The sequence below is a fragment of the Pseudoalteromonas sp. S327 genome (assembly GCF_005886415.1).
GTDB lineage: Bacteria > Pseudomonadota > Gammaproteobacteria > Enterobacterales > Alteromonadaceae > Pseudoalteromonas > Pseudoalteromonas atlantica.
In genome coordinates this window covers 50,858-66,902 of record NZ_PNDP01000032.1, presented here as the reverse complement: position 1 = coordinate 66,902, position 16,045 = coordinate 50,858, and the positions used below count along the sequence as shown (strand labels likewise).

Genomic DNA, 16,045 nt, shown 5'->3' with positions numbered 1-16,045 from the left:
GCGCTTTATAGGTTACCAATGCGAGGTTTACGCCTCGCTTTGCTCTTCTTTGTTCTTCTTCGCCTGTTCGTACCACAAAGCCATAAAACACTCAGTTAATTTATGCTCTATTTCAAGTGCTTTGTTGGTTGGGCAAAATAGCGTAAAGCTTGCTTTAAACTCACCAAGCTCCGTAGTACCAAAGTGAATAACCGGTGCCGGACCTGAAATTTTTGCATCGAGTTTACGCTCTATCATCGAATTATAACGTGTTGCTACATCGTGAAACTCTTCGCAGTACAGCTTTGCCTGATTGACTAACTCGTCATGAATAACATAAGGGTTAAAGCTCTCTCTGCGTACAATAGTAAAATGATGAGTAACAAAGCGCTTTACATAATTAAGGTTTTTAATTGAGCTGGTGATCAGCTTATTATTTGGTATATAAATTGTTTTGCGCGAAAACTGATAAGTGTGCATGTCTATTTCATGCATGGTGGTTTTTACCCAGTCTGTTTCGGCTACTTCGCCAAAATAGTCACCTACTTGTATCCAATCACCTACTCTAAACGGGCGGGTGGTAACTAGGTAAAAAAAGCCAATAACGCATTGTATAAACTCGCGAGTTGCAAGCACTATAGCCACTGCAAACGCAGCAATAGACAGCGCAAAATTTTGTATTTCGGTCGACCACACAAATAGCAGCGACAACACCATAACAAAATTAATAAAGTGCTTAATGTTATGAGTGATGTAACGAATGTCTTTTTCTTTTTTTTCTGCGCGGTTTCTTGCTAGTTTATCAACCAGTACTTTAAGCACAAATGCAATGGCAAGCACGAGCACAGAAACTAAAAAAGGGTGCATGAGTATGTCTTTAATCATAACTTCCAAATACGAGTAGCAATAGGCACGCTAAGTATATTGAGTAATCAAACCAATTAGCAAATTTAAGCTACATAAAATCACTTATACCAATTGTATTAAGTTATGAGCCATTTATAGCAATAGCTGAATAGCGTTATAACCCTGTTAGCGCTTTATCTTGTACGCTAGAATGGCTAATACTTAATTAAACCGGTATTACTTAGCAGCTAGGCTGTTTGCTCTGTAATAGAGACCTGCGTGTGTTTAGCGTGTTTTTGGCAAAACAATACAAGCTCAATGGCAGCGATAAAAATAAGCGTGTAACCTAGGGTTTCTATGCCTTCCTCAATAATATTTTTAACTACCCGAACGTATTGTTCTCCCATAACTGAGTGCCAAAACTCGCCCTTGCCCATCATTCTCGAAAAAGCGAGTAAGGTCACTAAGCCAGATAGACAAATACCATAGCTCGGTGTTTGCGCATAGGCTTTTAACGAGCTGTAAATAAAGCCTAGTTGGGCTTTTAAGTAAAGTAGTACGCTCGCTAATAGCGTATATACAATTGCTTGCCATGCGCCATCAAATACATACATATCTAGATAGGTGTCAAATTCTCTAACAAACATAGCAGCCGACAAAGCAGCCAGTAACAGCGCGGCTATTTTAAGATCAGAGTGAATACGTGAGGCGTAGAAAAACAGCATACAACTTAAAAACGTTAAAATATCTTGCATGTGTTCTGTTAGTGTTTCTTCACTGTAAAGTGCATTTTGCTGTAAATCAAAACCTTCAAGCTGAATTAAAAAAGCCACACCTGCTAAGCATAATAAGTAAATAAAAGATCGCAGTAAAAACATATAAAAGCTCAAATAGAAAACAATGCGCGGCAGTTTAATTATAAAAATGGCTAAAAGCCAAAACATTATAGAAACTTTTTATATATTTGTCGGTCTAAGTTTTTTGCTGTTAAATTAATGGGTTATATTTTTATATTATGTATTTATGATGTGTTTTTTGTAATAAGTTGAGTTAATTAGTTGTGCTGTATAGGGTTAAATGCGTTAAGCATAAAAAAGCCCTTACTAAAACATAGTAAGGGCTTTTAACGTTATAAGCAGAATTTGCTTAGCGCATCGTCACAAACTCTTCTGAGCCTGTAGGGTGCAGTGCAACAACAGCATCAAAATCAGCTTTAGTTGCGCCCATTTTCATAGCAACCGCAAAGCCTTGAATCATTTCGTCAACGGCAAAACCAATGCCGTGTAAGCCAACTACTTTTTCTTCAGGGCCTACGCATACAAGCTTCATTGCACACGGTTGGCGGTGTTGTGTAACGGCTGTGTACATAGCGGCAAAGCCCGACTTGTACACTTTTACGTTTTCTTCGCCGTGGCGAGCAATAGCTTCTTGCTCGGTTTCACCAATAGTACCAATAGGTGGGTGGCTAAATACCACAGTAGGTACAAGGCTGTAATCCATTTTTAAATCATCAGGTAGGTCTTTATTAAATAAACGCTCTGATAGGGTGCGACCGGCTTTAACAGCGACAGGCGTAAGTTCTATACCGTGCTCAATAATATCGCCTACAGCATAAATACCAGGTACGTTTGTATTTTGATATTCATCTACTTTTACATAACCAGAGCTATTTAGTTCAACCCCTGCTGCTGCAATGTTAATTACATCGGTGCTTGGCTCGCGGCCAATAGCCCAAATTACTTGGTCAACATTTTGGCTGTAACCATTTTCAAAATGAATGGTTAAGCTACCATCGCTTTCTTTAACAATTTCTTTAGGCGAGCATTCGGTATGCAGTGTTGGGCCTTCTTTTTTCATGATCTCTACTAGGGTTTCAACCAGTAGCGTATCAAAATTACGAAGCGGCGCGTGTCTGCGTACAAATAAATGAGTTTCTGTGCCTAAACCATGTAGTACACCGGCAAGTTCTACAGCAATGTAACCTGCGCCAATTACCGCTACTCGCTTTGGCTGCTCTGTTAATTCAAAAAAGCCATTTGAGTCTATACCGTACTCAGCACCTGGAATATTAGGAGTATGCGGACGTCCACCTACTGCAATCAAAATATGATCGGCCGTGTAATGCTCGCCGTTTACTTCTACGGTTTTGCTATCAACAAATTTAGCAAAACCATTAATTACGGTTACGCCATTGTTCGCTAAACCGTTGTCGTATCCTTTGTGAATGCGACCAATGTACGCTTCGCGGCTCTCAACGAGTTTGCTCCAGTTAAAGTCTTTTACTTCTACGTTAAAGCCGTAATCAGGTGCGTATAAGTTAATTGCTTCAGCAACTTGTGCGCCATGCCACATTACTTTTTTAGGCACACAGCCTACATTAACACAGGTGCCGCCCATGTGTTTTGCTTCGATAAGCGCTACTTTAGCGCCACGCATTGCCGCACGGTTAGCAGAGGCAATACCGCCACTACCACCACCAATCGCAATGTAATCAAAATGCTGAGCCATGTTTTATCCTCAAAAAATATATTTAACTATAATGTGCCGATGATAGCATATGCTAAGTGCAAGTCACCCAGCGCGGCGCGCTAAAAAGCTGATAAATACAACAAACGAAATTGTTTATTATGCCGATCAGTTTCATCCTAAGCTATATTAGACCCATTAATGGAGGCTTGTATTTCACCGTTTTGCCCCAACTTCAAATTCATAGTCAATTAAATTGAGAAAATTCATGAGCGAAGCACAAACAAATCCACTCATTGGCCTAGAAGGCTTACCCCCGTTTTCAAAAATAAAGCCAGAGTACGTAGTACCGGCACTAAAGCACGGTATAGAGCAATGTCGTAAAGCCATAGATGACGTGTTAGCGAAAGGCTCGTTTACATGGAACGATTTAGTATTACCCCTTGAAGAAGCCGACGATAAACTCTCGCGTATGTTTTCACCGGTATCGCACCTTAATTCAGTCATGAATAACGACGAGCTGCGTGAAGCCTACGAGCAATGTTTACCACTTATATCGGAGTACTCAACATTTGTCGGGCAGCATCAAGGCCTGTACGAAGCGTATAATGCGCTTTATAACAGCGATGAATTTAAAACACTTAGCACTGCGCAGCAAAAAACCATCACCAACGCCTTACGCGATTTTAAACTTTCAGGCATTGCATTATCAGCAGAAGATCAAAAGCGCTACGGCGAAATTAGCACGCGTTTATCTGAGCTAGCCTCTAAATTTGGCAACAACGTAATGGATGCAACGCTTGCATGGCATAAACACATTACCGATGAAAGCCAATTGGCAGGCTTGCCAGAGTCGGCATTAGCGCTTGCTAGCGAAACAGCTAAAAGCAAAGGTTTAGACGGCTGGGTATTTACGCTTGATTTTCCGTCTTACTTACCGGTAATGACCTATGCAGATGACCGCGAACTGCGCAAAGAAACCTACACGGCATTTTGTACGCGCGCTTCAGATCAAGGCCCTAATGCGGGTGAGTTTGATAACTCAGCCATTATGAAAGAAGAGCTTGCACTACGCCATGAGCTATCGCAGCTATTAGGGTTTAATAACTACGCTGAAAAATCATTAGCAACTAAAATGGCCGAGTCGCCAGCGCAAGTTTTCTCATTTTTAGAAGACTTAGCCGCTAAGTCTAAGCCTCAAGCAGAGCAAGAAGTGGCAGAGCTAAAAGCCTATGCTGAGCAACACCATGGCATTACTGAGCTTCAAGCATGGGATTTTGGTTACTACAGCGAAAAGCTCAAGCAAGAAAAATACGCAATTTCAGATGAAGTACTGCGCCCTTATTTCCCTGCAGATAAAGTACTTAGCGGTTTATTTGAAACCGTTAGCCGCCTTTTTGGTATTAAGGTAAAAGAAGTAAGCGACTTTGATAGCTACCACAGCGATGTTCGCTTTTTTGAAATTTTTGATAGCAGTAATACATTGCGCGGTCGTTTTTATCTTGATCTATATGCACGCGAGCGCAAACGTGGCGGCGCGTGGATGGATGACTGTATGGGGCGTAAAGTGCGCGCCAGCGGAGAATTGCAAACACCCGTGGCATACTTAGTGTGTAACTTTAATAAAGCGGTAGGCGACAAACCGGCGCTATTTACACATGACGAAGTAACCACGCTTTTCCACGAATTTGGCCATGGTATACACCACATGCTTACCCAAGTTGATGCTGCTCCTGTTGCTGGTATTAACGGCGTTGCATGGGATGCCGTAGAGCTACCAAGCCAATTTTTAGAAAACTGGTGTTACGATGAAGAAGCGCTGAGCTTTATTTCAGGCCACTTTGAAAGTGGTGAGCCATTACCAAAAGAGCTACTTGATAAGCTACTGGCTGCTAAAAACTATAATTCTGGCATGCAAATGCTGCGTCAGATTGAGTTTTCGTTGTTCGATTTTAGAATCCACCACGACTACCAGGCAAACCAAGAGTGCCAAATTCAAGCGATTTTAAACGACGTACGTAGCCGCACGTCGGTGGTTAACCCGCCTGAGTTTAATCGTTTTCAACATGGCTTTAGTCATATTTTTGCAGGTGGCTACAGCGCCGGTTACTACTCGTACAAATGGGCTGAGGTACTCTCTGCCGATGCATTTTCTAAATTTGAAGAAGACGGTATTTTTAACGCCGAAACAGGTAAAGCCTTCTTAGAAAATATTTTAGAAAAAGGCGGCAGTGAAGAACCTATGGAGTTATTTAAAAAGTTCCGAGGTCGCGAGCCAAATGTTGATGCGCTACTGCGTCACAGTGGTATAGCTGCATAAACAACTACTTAACCTTATAAAGCGCCTACATGGCGCTTTTTTTATGTTTTTTAATATATTGGCCAATTGTTTTTAGTAATTTTAACCTCCCGTACTATGCTTTGTGTATACGCAGCAAAATGGACTAGGGCATGGCAAAGTTGGTACTAACGATTGATGACGATTTGTATGTTCATCGAATTATTGAAGAGGCTTTAGCGGGCTTTTGTAAGCTTATTCACGCTAAAGATGGCGAACAAGGACTTAAGCTAGCCAAAAAGCACACGCCCGACATAATTTTACTTGATATAGAAATGCCCGGTAAATCCGGCTACCAAGTATGCCAAGCACTAAAAGAAGATGAGTCAACACACGATATACCCGTTATGTTTTTGTCCTCTAAGGTGGAGCTTAACGATAGAGTAAAAGGTTACAGCGTAGGCGCATCTGACTACATTATAAAACCCTTCAACACCGAAGAGCTAATGGCACGCATTAAAGTGCTTTATGAGTACCGGCAGCAATGTGAAAAGCTAAAATTTGATGTTGCTAAAGCGCAAGATACCGCCGCAATGGCTTTGGCGGAGTCGGGGGATATGGGGCGTATTGTTAGGTTTGTGGGGCAAAGCTATCACTGTCATAACTTTCACTCGTTAAGCGAGCACTTACTTGCCTTTTTCAGCCCGTTTAATTTAGACGTGGTTATTGTGTTTTGGTATCAGGGGGGGAGCTATTTTTATAGTTTTGAAAGTGGTGTATGCCCGCTCGAGCAGGAGCTTTTAGAGCAGCACCGTAATGCCAGTCGATTTGTGGATATTGGTAACAGCACCATTATTAACTACCCCAAAATATCTTTATTAATTAAGAATATGCCGGCTGATAATCGTGCTTTATACGGCCGTTATAAAGACTTATTCCCGCACATACTCGAAGTGACAAACGAAAAGGTCGTTGCTATGGAAAGAAACGAAAATAGCTTTGAACAAGCCACCCAAATTAGCACTGCTTTGCAAGATATAGTAAAGCAGCTTACTAGCCAAAATGTTGTACAAAACGACTACACAAGGCAGTTTATAGAGCAGCTTCATGAACTCAACTGTGCAATTAAGCAAACACAAGCACACGCCAATCCTGCTGATTTAACTTTATACATGTCGCAATTAGACGAAACTATGCAACTGCTAGTAACGGCAAATAGTGATTTAGCGTTTATAAAGTACCAGCTTAAACAAGTGACCGAGAGCCGCAACGAATTATTGTGCAACTTACGCTCTAAAGTAGAGGAGGCCAGCTCACATAGTCTTGCGCACCAAAGCGATATAGAGCTATTTTAGTGCTTTAACGCTTGTTATACTGCAGCTGAAATTTTTCGTCGGAGTGTGTAGTGGTTATTCAGTGTGCTTTTAAAGAGTGTCGCCCATATTTAAATGAGCTAGAAACGCGTTTTAACTTAGCCCAATGGGCGCAAAGTTGTAGCGGTTTTACTCTGCATTACGACGATAAAGGCCTTAGCCTTTTAAAAAGCGATGAGCCTAAACTTGGCGCAATAAACGTAGACTTTGTAACAGGTGCAGTTGCTCACAGGCGTAAGTTTGGCGGCGGCAAAGGGCAATCAATCGCAAAAGCGGTAGGGTTAAATAAAGGCGCAACCCCTGTTGTACTTGATGCCACCGCCGGGCTTGGCCGAGATGGCTTTGTGCTAGCGTCACTTGGTTGTAAAGTTATACTGCATGAGCGCCACCCTGTGGTAGCAGCTTTATTATTTGATGGCTTAAAACGCGCTTACGAAGATGCAGAGATTGGTTCGTGGATGCAGCAAAATATGAGCTTAGTGTTTGGCTCAAGCCACACGTTATTAGAGCAGTGCGAGAGCATGCCTGATGTAGTGTATTTAGATCCTATGTTTCCACACCGAGAAAAATCAGCGTTAGTTAAAAAAGAAATGCGCGTATTTCAGGCATTAGTAGGCGCAGATACCGACGCCGATGACTTACTTGAATTCGCCTACCCACTTGCCAGTAAGCGTGTGGTCGTTAAACGCCCCGATTACGCCCCATTTTTAAACAACCAAACTCCCAGCATGCAAATTAAAACAAAAAAGAACCGTTTTGATGTGTACGTAAAAGCGGCCATGGTTTAACGGTATTTAGCGTGTTGATCGGCCTTAAGGATCTAGGATCTTAGCGCGCTTTTATGTTAGAATTCGCACAATTTTTTGGCATAGTAAAGTAGCACAGCAATGATCTTAGATGATATTCGCATCGTTTTAGTTAATACCTCACACTCTGGCAACATTGGTTCGGCGGCTCGCGCCATGAAAACCATGGGTTTATCAAAACTGTATTTAGTGGACCCTGCTTGTGAAGTAGACAGCCATGCAAGCGCCTTGGCAGCCGGTGCAACCGATGTTTTAGGTAATGCGGTTATTGTTGATACCGTGGCTGATGCGATTGCCGATTGTGCATTAACTATTGGTACGAGTGCTCGTTCACGCACGCTGTCTTGGCCTATGGTTGAGCCACGTGAGTGCGGTGAAAAGCTAGTTGCTGAGGCTGTAAACGGTCCTGTAGCGCTTGTATTTGGCCGTGAAAACAGCGGATTAACTAACGAAGAACTACAGCTGTGTAATTACCATGTATGTATTCCTGCAAATCCACAGTACAGCTCGCTTAATTTAGCTATGGCGGTACAAACGCTAAGCTACGAAACACGTATGGCGTTTTTAAATCAGCAGCCAAAGGCTGAGCAAGCAGACGATGAGACTGCTTACCCAAGCTCAAAACAAACAGAGTTATTTTACGAGCATTTAGAAGAGACGCTCGATAACACCGGTTTTATTATTAAGCAGCATCCAGGTTTAGTAATGACCAAGCTACGCCGTTTGTTTAACCGTGCACGCCCAGAAGAGGCAGAGCTGAACATACTGCGCGGTATTCTTACCTCAATTAATAAATCTATTCCTAAGTAAGGTATAGCGATTGGTTATAAAAACCTGCGGGTAAATAACGAGCTAATACTTGACTAAAACACTCAAGTAATTACAATGCATCTAATACTTGACCAAAAAGGTCAGGTATTAAAAATTTGTTAATAGAACAGTGTTCTTTAATCAAATTTTTATCAAGTGATAATACTTGACTATTTTACTCTGGTAATTAAAATTTGCACTCTTTTGTGCGGGGGGCGTTATGAAGTTAACATCAAAAGGCAGATATGCCGTAACAGCTATGCTGGATGTTGCACTACATGCGAGTGTAGGTCCTGTTGCCCTTGCTGATATTTCACAAAGACAAGAAATTTCTTTGTCTTACCTTGAGCAATTATTTGCCCGTTTACGTAAAAATGGCTTAGTGAGCTCGGTTCGTGGTCCTGGCGGCGGTTATTTGCTAGGCCGAGAAGCCGCGGTTATCTCTGTTGGCGATGTAATTAGCGCCGTAGACGAATCGGTAGATGCAACACGTTGCCAAGGTGCCGATACCGGGTGTCAAAGCGGTATGCGTTGTTTAACTCATAACCTATGGTCTGATTTAAGCGCACGTATCGAAGAGTTTTTAAATAATATTACCTTAGCTGAATTGGTGGAAAAATCAGATGTGAAAGAAATCGCATCTCGCCAAGATAACAGCATCAATAATGCAATTAAGCAGTTGGAAAACATTCAAGTAAGCTGTCAACTATAAAAGTTGACCTGCAGCGGAGAGAGAAATGAAGTTACCGATTTATTTAGATTACGCAGCGACCACGCCTGTTGACGAGCGTGTTGCAAAAGAAATGATGCAATGCCTGACAATGGACGGTAATTTTGGTAATCCTGCGTCACGTTCGCACCGTTTTGGTTGGCAAGCTGAAGAAGTAGTTGACCAAGCGCGTACAGACATTGCCGATTTAATTAATGCCGACCCGCGTGAAATTGTTTTCACATCGGGCGCAACAGAATCAAATAACCTTGCAATTAAAGGTGCAGCGCAGTTTTATAAAAAGAAAGGTAAGCACGTTATTACCGCTAAAACTGAGCACAAAGCAGTAATCGATACGTGTCGTGAACTTGAGCGCCAAGGCTTTGAAGTAACCTACATGGACGTTGAAGAAAACGGCCTATTGGATCTTAAAAAGCTTGAAGAAACTATGCGTGACGACACTATTCTTGTCAGCATTATGCACGTTAATAACGAGCTAGGTGTAATTCAAGATATCAATACTATTGGTGAAATGTGTCGCGAACGTAAAATTATGTTCCACGTAGATGCAGCACAAAGCGCAGGTAAAGTATTAATCGACGTACAACAGCTTAAAGTTGATTTTATGTCGTTCTCAGGCCACAAAGTATATGGCCCTAAAGGTGTTGGCGCACTTTACGTTCGTCGTAAACCACGTGCTCGCCTAGAAGCGCAAATGCACGGTGGCGGCCATGAACGTGGTATGCGTTCAGGTACACTTGCAACTCATCAGCTAGTAGGTATGGGTGCAGCATTTAGAATTGCTAAGCAAGATTTTGAAAAAGATCACGCACACATCAGCGCATTACGTAAACGCCTAATTGACGGTATTATGGCTGATATGGACGAAGTATACTTTAACGGCGCACAAGACCAATCAGTACCAGGTATTGTAAACATCAGCTTTAACTTTGTTGAAGGTGAGTCGTTACTTATGGCAGTAAAAGACATAGCGGTATCATCAGGGTCTGCGTGTACATCAGCAAGTTTAGAGCCTTCATATGTACTACGCGCACTTGGCCGTAACGACGAACTAGCACACAGCTCAATTCGTTTTAGTATTGGCCGTTTTACTACCGAAGAAGAAATTGATTACACCGTTGAATTAATGAAAAACTCTATCGGTCGCCTACGCGAGATGTCTCCTTTATGGGAAATGCATCAAGAAGGTGTTGATTTAGATTCAGTTGAATGGGCTCACCACTAATACGAGTGAGCACCTACCGTAGCAGGTAATGAGGATAGAATTATGGCTTATAGTGATAAAGTAATCGACCACGTAGAAAACCCACGTAACGTTGGTGTTTTAGACAAAAATGATCCGTCAGTGGCAACGGGTATGGTTGGCGCACCAGCATGTGGTGACGTAATGAAATTGCAAATTAAAGTATCGTCTGAAGGCGTTATTGAAGATGCAAAATTTAAAACATACGGTTGCGGCAGTGCAATTGCTTCATCATCGCTTGTAACAGAGTGGGTGAAAGGCAAAACACTAGACGAAGCATCAACTATTAAAAACACTGATATCAGTGCAGAGCTTGAATTACCACCAGTGAAAATTCACTGTTCAATTTTAGCTGAAGATGCAATTCAAGCAGCAATTGCTGATTACAAAAGCAAACAAGCGAAGTAAGAGAAATTCATGGCAGTGACATTGACAGATGCGGCAGCAAACCGCGTACAATCATTTTTAGCAAACCGCGGTAAAGGTTTAGGCCTGCGCGTTGGCATTAAAACGACGGGCTGTTCAGGTCTTGCTTATGTACTCGAGTTTGTTGATGAGCTTAACGAAGACGATGAAACCTTTAAAGCTAAAGGCGTTACCTTAATTGTTGACGCTAAAAGCTTGGTTTACATCGACGGCACTGAGCTTGACTACACCAAAGAAGGCTTAAATGAAGGGTTTAAATTTAATAACCCTAACCAAGCTGACGAGTGTGGTTGTGGCGAAAGCTTTACTGTTTAAGCTCAGCTACCTTTGTAGTATTTTTAAGCCCTGCCAGTAATTGTAGGGCTTTGTTATTTGTGAAATTTGTATTTCTAAATTTTATTGGTTGAAGCTATGCGTTACTTTGAGTTATTTGCAATACCAGTTGATTACAACATTGACTTGGCAACAATAAATAAGCATTACCTAGAGCTGCAGCGCGCAGTGCATCCCGATCGCCACGCTAATGCGAGCAGCCGTGATAAGTTAATGGCCGTACAAAGTACCGCTGAAATTAACGATGCGCTACAAACGCTAAAACACCCAGTAAAACGAGCTGAATATATGCTCAGCGAACTAGGTGTTGATATTCGAGCTGAGCAACAAACACTGCAAGATCCAATGTTCTTAATGCAGCAAATGGAACTGCGTGAAGAGCTTGAAGAGCTCGCTTCAGCAAGTAATCCTGAGGCCGCTATCGCCAATTTTGAATCACAAATAAAGCAATTAAAAATCCAATACAGTAATGAACTTGCCGAGCAACTTGCAAGTAACGACGAGGCGCAATATCAACAAGCTGCTGACAACATTCGCAAATTAAAGTTTGTATATAAATTAGAAGACGAACTTGAGCGCATTGAAGACAGTTTATTTGACGATTAATTACTTGCTGTAAAGCGAGCAACACGAGTTTAAAGAGCATTATGGCATTATTGCAAATTGCTGAGCCGGGGCAGAGCGCGGCACCACATGAACACAAATTAGCAATAGGTATTGACCTAGGTACCACTAATTCATTGGTTGCAACGGTACAAAGTGGCGAAGCCCGCACATTAACAGATGACCTTGGTGCAGCCATGTTGCCATCGGTTGTGCGTTACCAAGCTGGCGGCATCACGGTAGGCACCGATGCTGCACAAGCTGCAACACAAGACCCAGCCAATACCCTTATTTCGGTTAAGCGTTTTTTAGGTAAAACCCAAGCCGAAATAGAGCAAAGCTACGGCCAATTACCGTACCAGTTTTGTGAAGATAACGGCTCACTTGCCATTCAAACCGATGCCGGGAAAATCAGCCCTGTTAAAGCCTCTAGCCATATTTTAGCGGCTCTAAAAGCGCGTGCAGAGCAAAGCTTTGGTAATCAAGAGATTTTAGGTGCAGTAATTACTGTGCCTGCGTACTTTGATGACGCACAGCGCCAAAGCACTAAAGATGCAGCCGAACTTGCTGGCATTAACGTATTACGTTTATTAAACGAGCCAACCGCTGCGGCAGTCGCTTACGGGTTAGATTCGGGCCAAGAAGGTATTATTGCTGTTTACGATTTAGGCGGCGGCACCTTTGATATTTCTATACTTCGCTTACACCAAGGTGTGTTTGAAGTAATGGCAACTGGCGGTGATTCAAGCTTAGGTGGCGATGATTTCGATTCGTTATTAGTCGATTACTTTAAGCAGCAAACAGGTGTGTCATCATTATCACCTTCTGTGCTTCGCTTATTTATTAATAAAGCAAAAGCCTGTAAAGAAGCCCTAAGCCAGTACGCAAAAGTAAATGTAGTGCTTGAATTTGACGAGCAAAAACACACCGTAGAAGTGACACGCGAAACTTTTGACGAGCTGGCTATGCCACTTGTTAAAAAAACACTTCGTTCGTGTCGTCGTGCAGTTAAAGATGCTGGCATCGAAAACGAAGAAGTGCTGCAAGTTGTAATGGTAGGTGGTTCAACTCGCATGCCACTGGTTCGCAGCCAAGTTGAAGGCTTTTTTGAAAAAGAGCCGCTAACATCAATCGATCCGGATCGTGTTGTTGCACTAGGTGCTGCATTACAAGCTGATGTATTAGTAGGTAATAAGCCCGATTCTGACATGCTATTACTTGATGTATTGCCACTGTCACTTGGCCTTGAAACGATGGGTGGGTTAGTTGAAAAAATAATTCCGCGTAATACCACTATCCCTGTTGCTCGTGCGCAAGAATTTACTACCTTTAAAGACGGCCAAACGGCAATGTCTTTACATGTGCTACAAGGTGAGCGCGAACTGGTTGACGATTGCCGCTCGCTGGCTAAATTTAGCTTAAAAGGTATACCGGCTATGGCAGCAGGTGCTGCACATATTCGTGTTACCTTTAAAGTGGATGCCGATGGCTTGTTAAGTGTATCAGCAATGGAAAAATCAACGGGTGTGCAAGCTGAAATCCAAGTTAAACCATCGTTTGGCTTATCTGATGACCAAGTAGCTAACATGCTTAAAGAGTCAATGAGTAACGCTAAAGATGACATGCAAGCACGTATGCTTAAAGAGCAACAAGTAGAGGCGCTACGTGTTATAGAAGCACTAGAGGCGTCACTTGCTAGCGACGGTGACTTGCTCGACGATATTCAACTTGCTAATTTAAAAGCTGAAATAAGCGAGCTTGCTAAAGTGCGCGAAACCGCACAGCAGCCAAGTGATATTAAAGCCGCAATTGAAAAAGTAGATAACGCTAGCAGCGATTTTGCCTCGCGCAGAATGGATGCATCAATTAAAAAGGCCCTTACAGGGCAGTCAGTAGACAACGTTTAAAGAGGTTAGAATGCCACAAATTATTTTTCTTCCCCATCCGGAATTATGTCCTGACGGTGCAGCACTTGAAGCGCCTGCGGGCGAAACAGTCCTTGATGTGGCCCTTAAAAACGGCATTAGCATTCCACACGCATGTGAAAAATCGTGTGCATGTACTACATGCCATTTAGTGATCCGCGAAGGCTTTGACTCACTAGATGAAAGCGATGAGCTAGAAGACGACATGCTAGATAAAGCATGGGGCTTAGAGTCAGAATCTCGCTTAGGATGCCAAGCAGTTATTAGAGATGAAGACTTAGTGGTTGAAATACCTAAGTACAATCTCAATATCGTTAATGAAGAGCACTAGTTTTTAATTAACGAGAATTTTTTAAAAGCCGCTGTTTTTTACAGCGGCTTTTTTGTTTAAGAGATTGTATAAGCACGTAGCAGCGACTTTATGTCGCGTTTTTAAATGAATGATCACGTAATCATAATCGCCGGGTAAACCCGCTGCTACATTTACACCTTAGCAGCGACTTTACGTCGTGTTTTTAAATGAATGACCACGTAATCATAATCGCCGGGTAAACCCGCTGCTACATCTTACACCGTAGCAGCGACTTTATGTCGCGTTTTTAAAATAGGCCTAGATCTAAAGTGATCACGTTTTACAGGTCGAATTACAGTCAAGGAATTATCGCTTTTGGCTAAACCCGCTGCTACGCGTTTTACCTAACCCATAAAACTATTTCGGAGGTCTATTTTGAGTAATCTAATTTTTTGTGACTCGTTTATTAATGGTGAATTTTATAAAACCAATAAACGTTTTAGCGTTGACGACCCCGCGACCGAAAAAAGTATTGTTGAAGTAAGTGATATAGATGAGCAAGGCGTTAATAGCGCAATAAAGGCAGCGCAAGGTGCGTTTGTTAAGTTAAAATCAACCAATGCCACTGAGCGAAGTGATACGCTAATGCGTTGGTATGAGCTGATAATAAAACACAAGCAAACGCTTGCTGAGCTAATGACAAAAGAGCAAGGTAAACCGCTTAAAGAGTCGTTAGGTGAAATAGACTATGGGGCTGGGTTTATAAAATGGTTTGCAGAAGAAGCTAAACGCAGTTACGGCGATGTGATTCCCCCAACCGACGATACACATAGATTAACGAGCTTTAAACAACCTGTAGGCGTTGTGGCTGGCATTACTCCTTGGAACTTTCCGGTTGCTATGGTGACACGTAAAGTGGCGCCAGCATACGCTGCAGGCTGTAGCTTTGTGCTAAAACCTTCTGAATATACACCTTTATGTGCTTTGGCGTTGGCATACCTTGCCGATCAAGCCGGGTTTGTAAAAGGGGCTTTTAACGTACTGATTTCGCAAGACGCAAAAACAGTAGGACAAATACTTACAGACTCAGAAGTGGTGCGCAAATTTACTTTTACAGGTTCAACAGGCGTAGGCAAGCAGTTACTTTCTCAGTGTGCGGGTACGATTAAACGTACCTCCATGGAACTTGGCGGAAACGCCCCCTTTATTATTTTTGATAATGCCGATATAGACGAAGCAATCGACGGCCTCATGGCGGCTAAGTTTAGAAACAGTGGCCAAGCATGTGTAGCCGCAAACCGCATTTTTATTCAGCGCAGTATTTTAGATGAAGTGCTGAGTAAAATTACGCCTAAAGTAGCCGCATTAAAAGTAGCCAATGGGTTTGAAGAGGACGTAGACATTGGCCCCCTGATTTACCCAAAAGCGAAAGAAAAAGTGCAGCAGCTTGTGCAAGATGCACTTGATAAAGGTGCAGACCTAATAGGGGATAACAGCGACTTAGGCGGCAGCTTTCAAAACCCGCTTATTATTACTAACGTAACGACCGAAATGGATATATACCACGAAGAAGTATTTGGCCCAGTATTAACGGTTATTCCTTTTGATGAGGAAAGCGAAGTACTTGCCCTTGCTAACGATGTTCCATATGGCTTAGCGGCTTATTTTTACAGTCAAAATATCAAGCAGATTTATCGTATTAGCGAAGGGCTTGAGTTTGGCATGGTTGGTGTTAACGAAGGGGTTATATCTAATCCTGTGGCACCGTTTGGTGGAGTTAAGCAATCTGGATTAGGCCGAGAAGGCGGCCATCAAGGGCTTGATGAATACCTTGAAGAAAAGTACGTGTGTATCAAAGTTTAAAAACGATGACACCATAAACCATGAAAAATTGGTTACCCAGCACGGTTTAGGTTACTAATACCAATTTGCTTA

15 protein-coding genes are annotated in these 16,045 nt (G+C 42.4%); 12 read left to right on the top strand and 3 right to left on the bottom strand.

Features of this window, described 5'->3' with window-relative positions; translation table 11 throughout:
- Nucleotides 1-27 precede the first annotated feature (27 nt).
- From CWB60_RS09990 to gorA, 3 genes are all read right to left on the bottom strand, one after another.
- Nucleotides 28-864: a mechanosensitive ion channel family protein gene (locus CWB60_RS09990; protein ID WP_055254579.1), complete on the bottom strand. Its 837-nt coding sequence runs from the start codon at nt 862-864 to the stop codon at nt 28-30.
- 209 nt (nt 865-1,073) lie between these two features.
- Nucleotides 1,074-1,658 carry a hypothetical protein gene (locus tag CWB60_RS09985; RefSeq protein ID WP_249318388.1) on the bottom strand — a complete coding sequence of 195 codons (585 nt, stop codon included), beginning with the start codon at nt 1,656-1,658 and terminating at the stop codon, nt 1,074-1,076.
- Between the two features lie 313 nt (nt 1,659-1,971).
- Nucleotides 1,972-3,333, bottom strand: coding sequence for a glutathione-disulfide reductase (gene gorA, locus CWB60_RS09980; protein ID WP_055254577.1), 1,362 nt, complete (start codon nt 3,331-3,333; stop codon nt 1,972-1,974).
- 226 nt (nt 3,334-3,559) lie between these two features.
- Between gorA and prlC the strand changes: the two genes are divergently transcribed.
- The 12 genes from prlC (at nt 3,560) to CWB60_RS09920 (ending at nt 15,973) form a co-directional block, all read left to right on the top strand.
- Nucleotides 3,560-5,611, top strand: a complete 2,052-nt coding sequence (gene prlC / locus CWB60_RS09975; RefSeq protein ID WP_138577027.1) for an oligopeptidase A — start codon at nt 3,560-3,562, stop codon at nt 5,609-5,611.
- A 131-nt stretch (nt 5,612-5,742) separates the two neighbouring features.
- On the top strand, nt 5,743-6,924 hold the full coding sequence (locus CWB60_RS09970; protein ID WP_138577029.1) for a response regulator: 1,182 nt from the start codon (nt 5,743-5,745) through the stop codon (nt 6,922-6,924).
- Nucleotides 6,925-6,974: 50 nt separating this feature from the next.
- Nucleotides 6,975-7,730, top strand: coding sequence for a class I SAM-dependent methyltransferase (locus tag CWB60_RS09965; RefSeq protein WP_004585768.1), 756 nt, complete (start codon nt 6,975-6,977; stop codon nt 7,728-7,730).
- A gap of 99 nt (nt 7,731-7,829) precedes the next feature.
- Nucleotides 7,830-8,558, top strand: coding sequence for a tRNA (cytosine(32)/uridine(32)-2'-O)-methyltransferase TrmJ (gene trmJ, locus CWB60_RS09960; RefSeq protein WP_054982876.1), 729 nt, complete (start codon nt 7,830-7,832; stop codon nt 8,556-8,558).
- Between the two features lie 220 nt (nt 8,559-8,778).
- A complete protein-coding gene (iscR, locus tag CWB60_RS09955) occupies nt 8,779-9,270 on the top strand; it encodes a Fe-S cluster assembly transcriptional regulator IscR (RefSeq protein WP_004585770.1) in 492 nt (163 codons plus the stop codon).
- 25 nt (nt 9,271-9,295) lie between these two features.
- A complete protein-coding gene (locus tag CWB60_RS09950; RefSeq protein ID WP_004585771.1) occupies nt 9,296-10,513 on the top strand; it encodes an IscS subfamily cysteine desulfurase in 1,218 nt (405 codons plus the stop codon).
- A gap of 42 nt (nt 10,514-10,555) precedes the next feature.
- Nucleotides 10,556-10,939, top strand: coding sequence for a Fe-S cluster assembly scaffold IscU (iscU, locus tag CWB60_RS09945; RefSeq protein ID WP_004585772.1), 384 nt, complete (start codon nt 10,556-10,558; stop codon nt 10,937-10,939).
- A gap of 9 nt (nt 10,940-10,948) precedes the next feature.
- Nucleotides 10,949-11,272, top strand: coding sequence for an iron-sulfur cluster assembly protein IscA (iscA, locus tag CWB60_RS09940; RefSeq protein ID WP_004585773.1), 324 nt, complete (start codon nt 10,949-10,951; stop codon nt 11,270-11,272).
- Nucleotides 11,273-11,368: 96 nt separating this feature from the next.
- Nucleotides 11,369-11,896 (top strand): co-chaperone HscB, encoded by a 528-nt coding sequence (hscB, locus tag CWB60_RS09935; protein ID WP_004585774.1) that lies wholly within the window; start codon nt 11,369-11,371, stop codon nt 11,894-11,896.
- A gap of 41 nt (nt 11,897-11,937) precedes the next feature.
- A complete protein-coding gene (gene hscA / locus CWB60_RS09930) occupies nt 11,938-13,800 on the top strand; it encodes a Fe-S protein assembly chaperone HscA (protein ID WP_138577031.1) in 1,863 nt (620 codons plus the stop codon).
- A 10-nt stretch (nt 13,801-13,810) separates the two neighbouring features.
- On the top strand, nt 13,811-14,149 hold the full coding sequence (fdx, locus tag CWB60_RS09925; protein ID WP_004585776.1) for an ISC system 2Fe-2S type ferredoxin: 339 nt from the start codon (nt 13,811-13,813) through the stop codon (nt 14,147-14,149).
- A 396-nt stretch (nt 14,150-14,545) separates the two neighbouring features.
- Entirely contained in the window at nt 14,546-15,973 is a 1,428-nt protein-coding gene (locus CWB60_RS09920; RefSeq protein WP_138577033.1) for an NAD-dependent succinate-semialdehyde dehydrogenase, read from the top strand.
- The last annotated feature ends 72 nt before the right edge of the window (nt 15,974-16,045 follow it).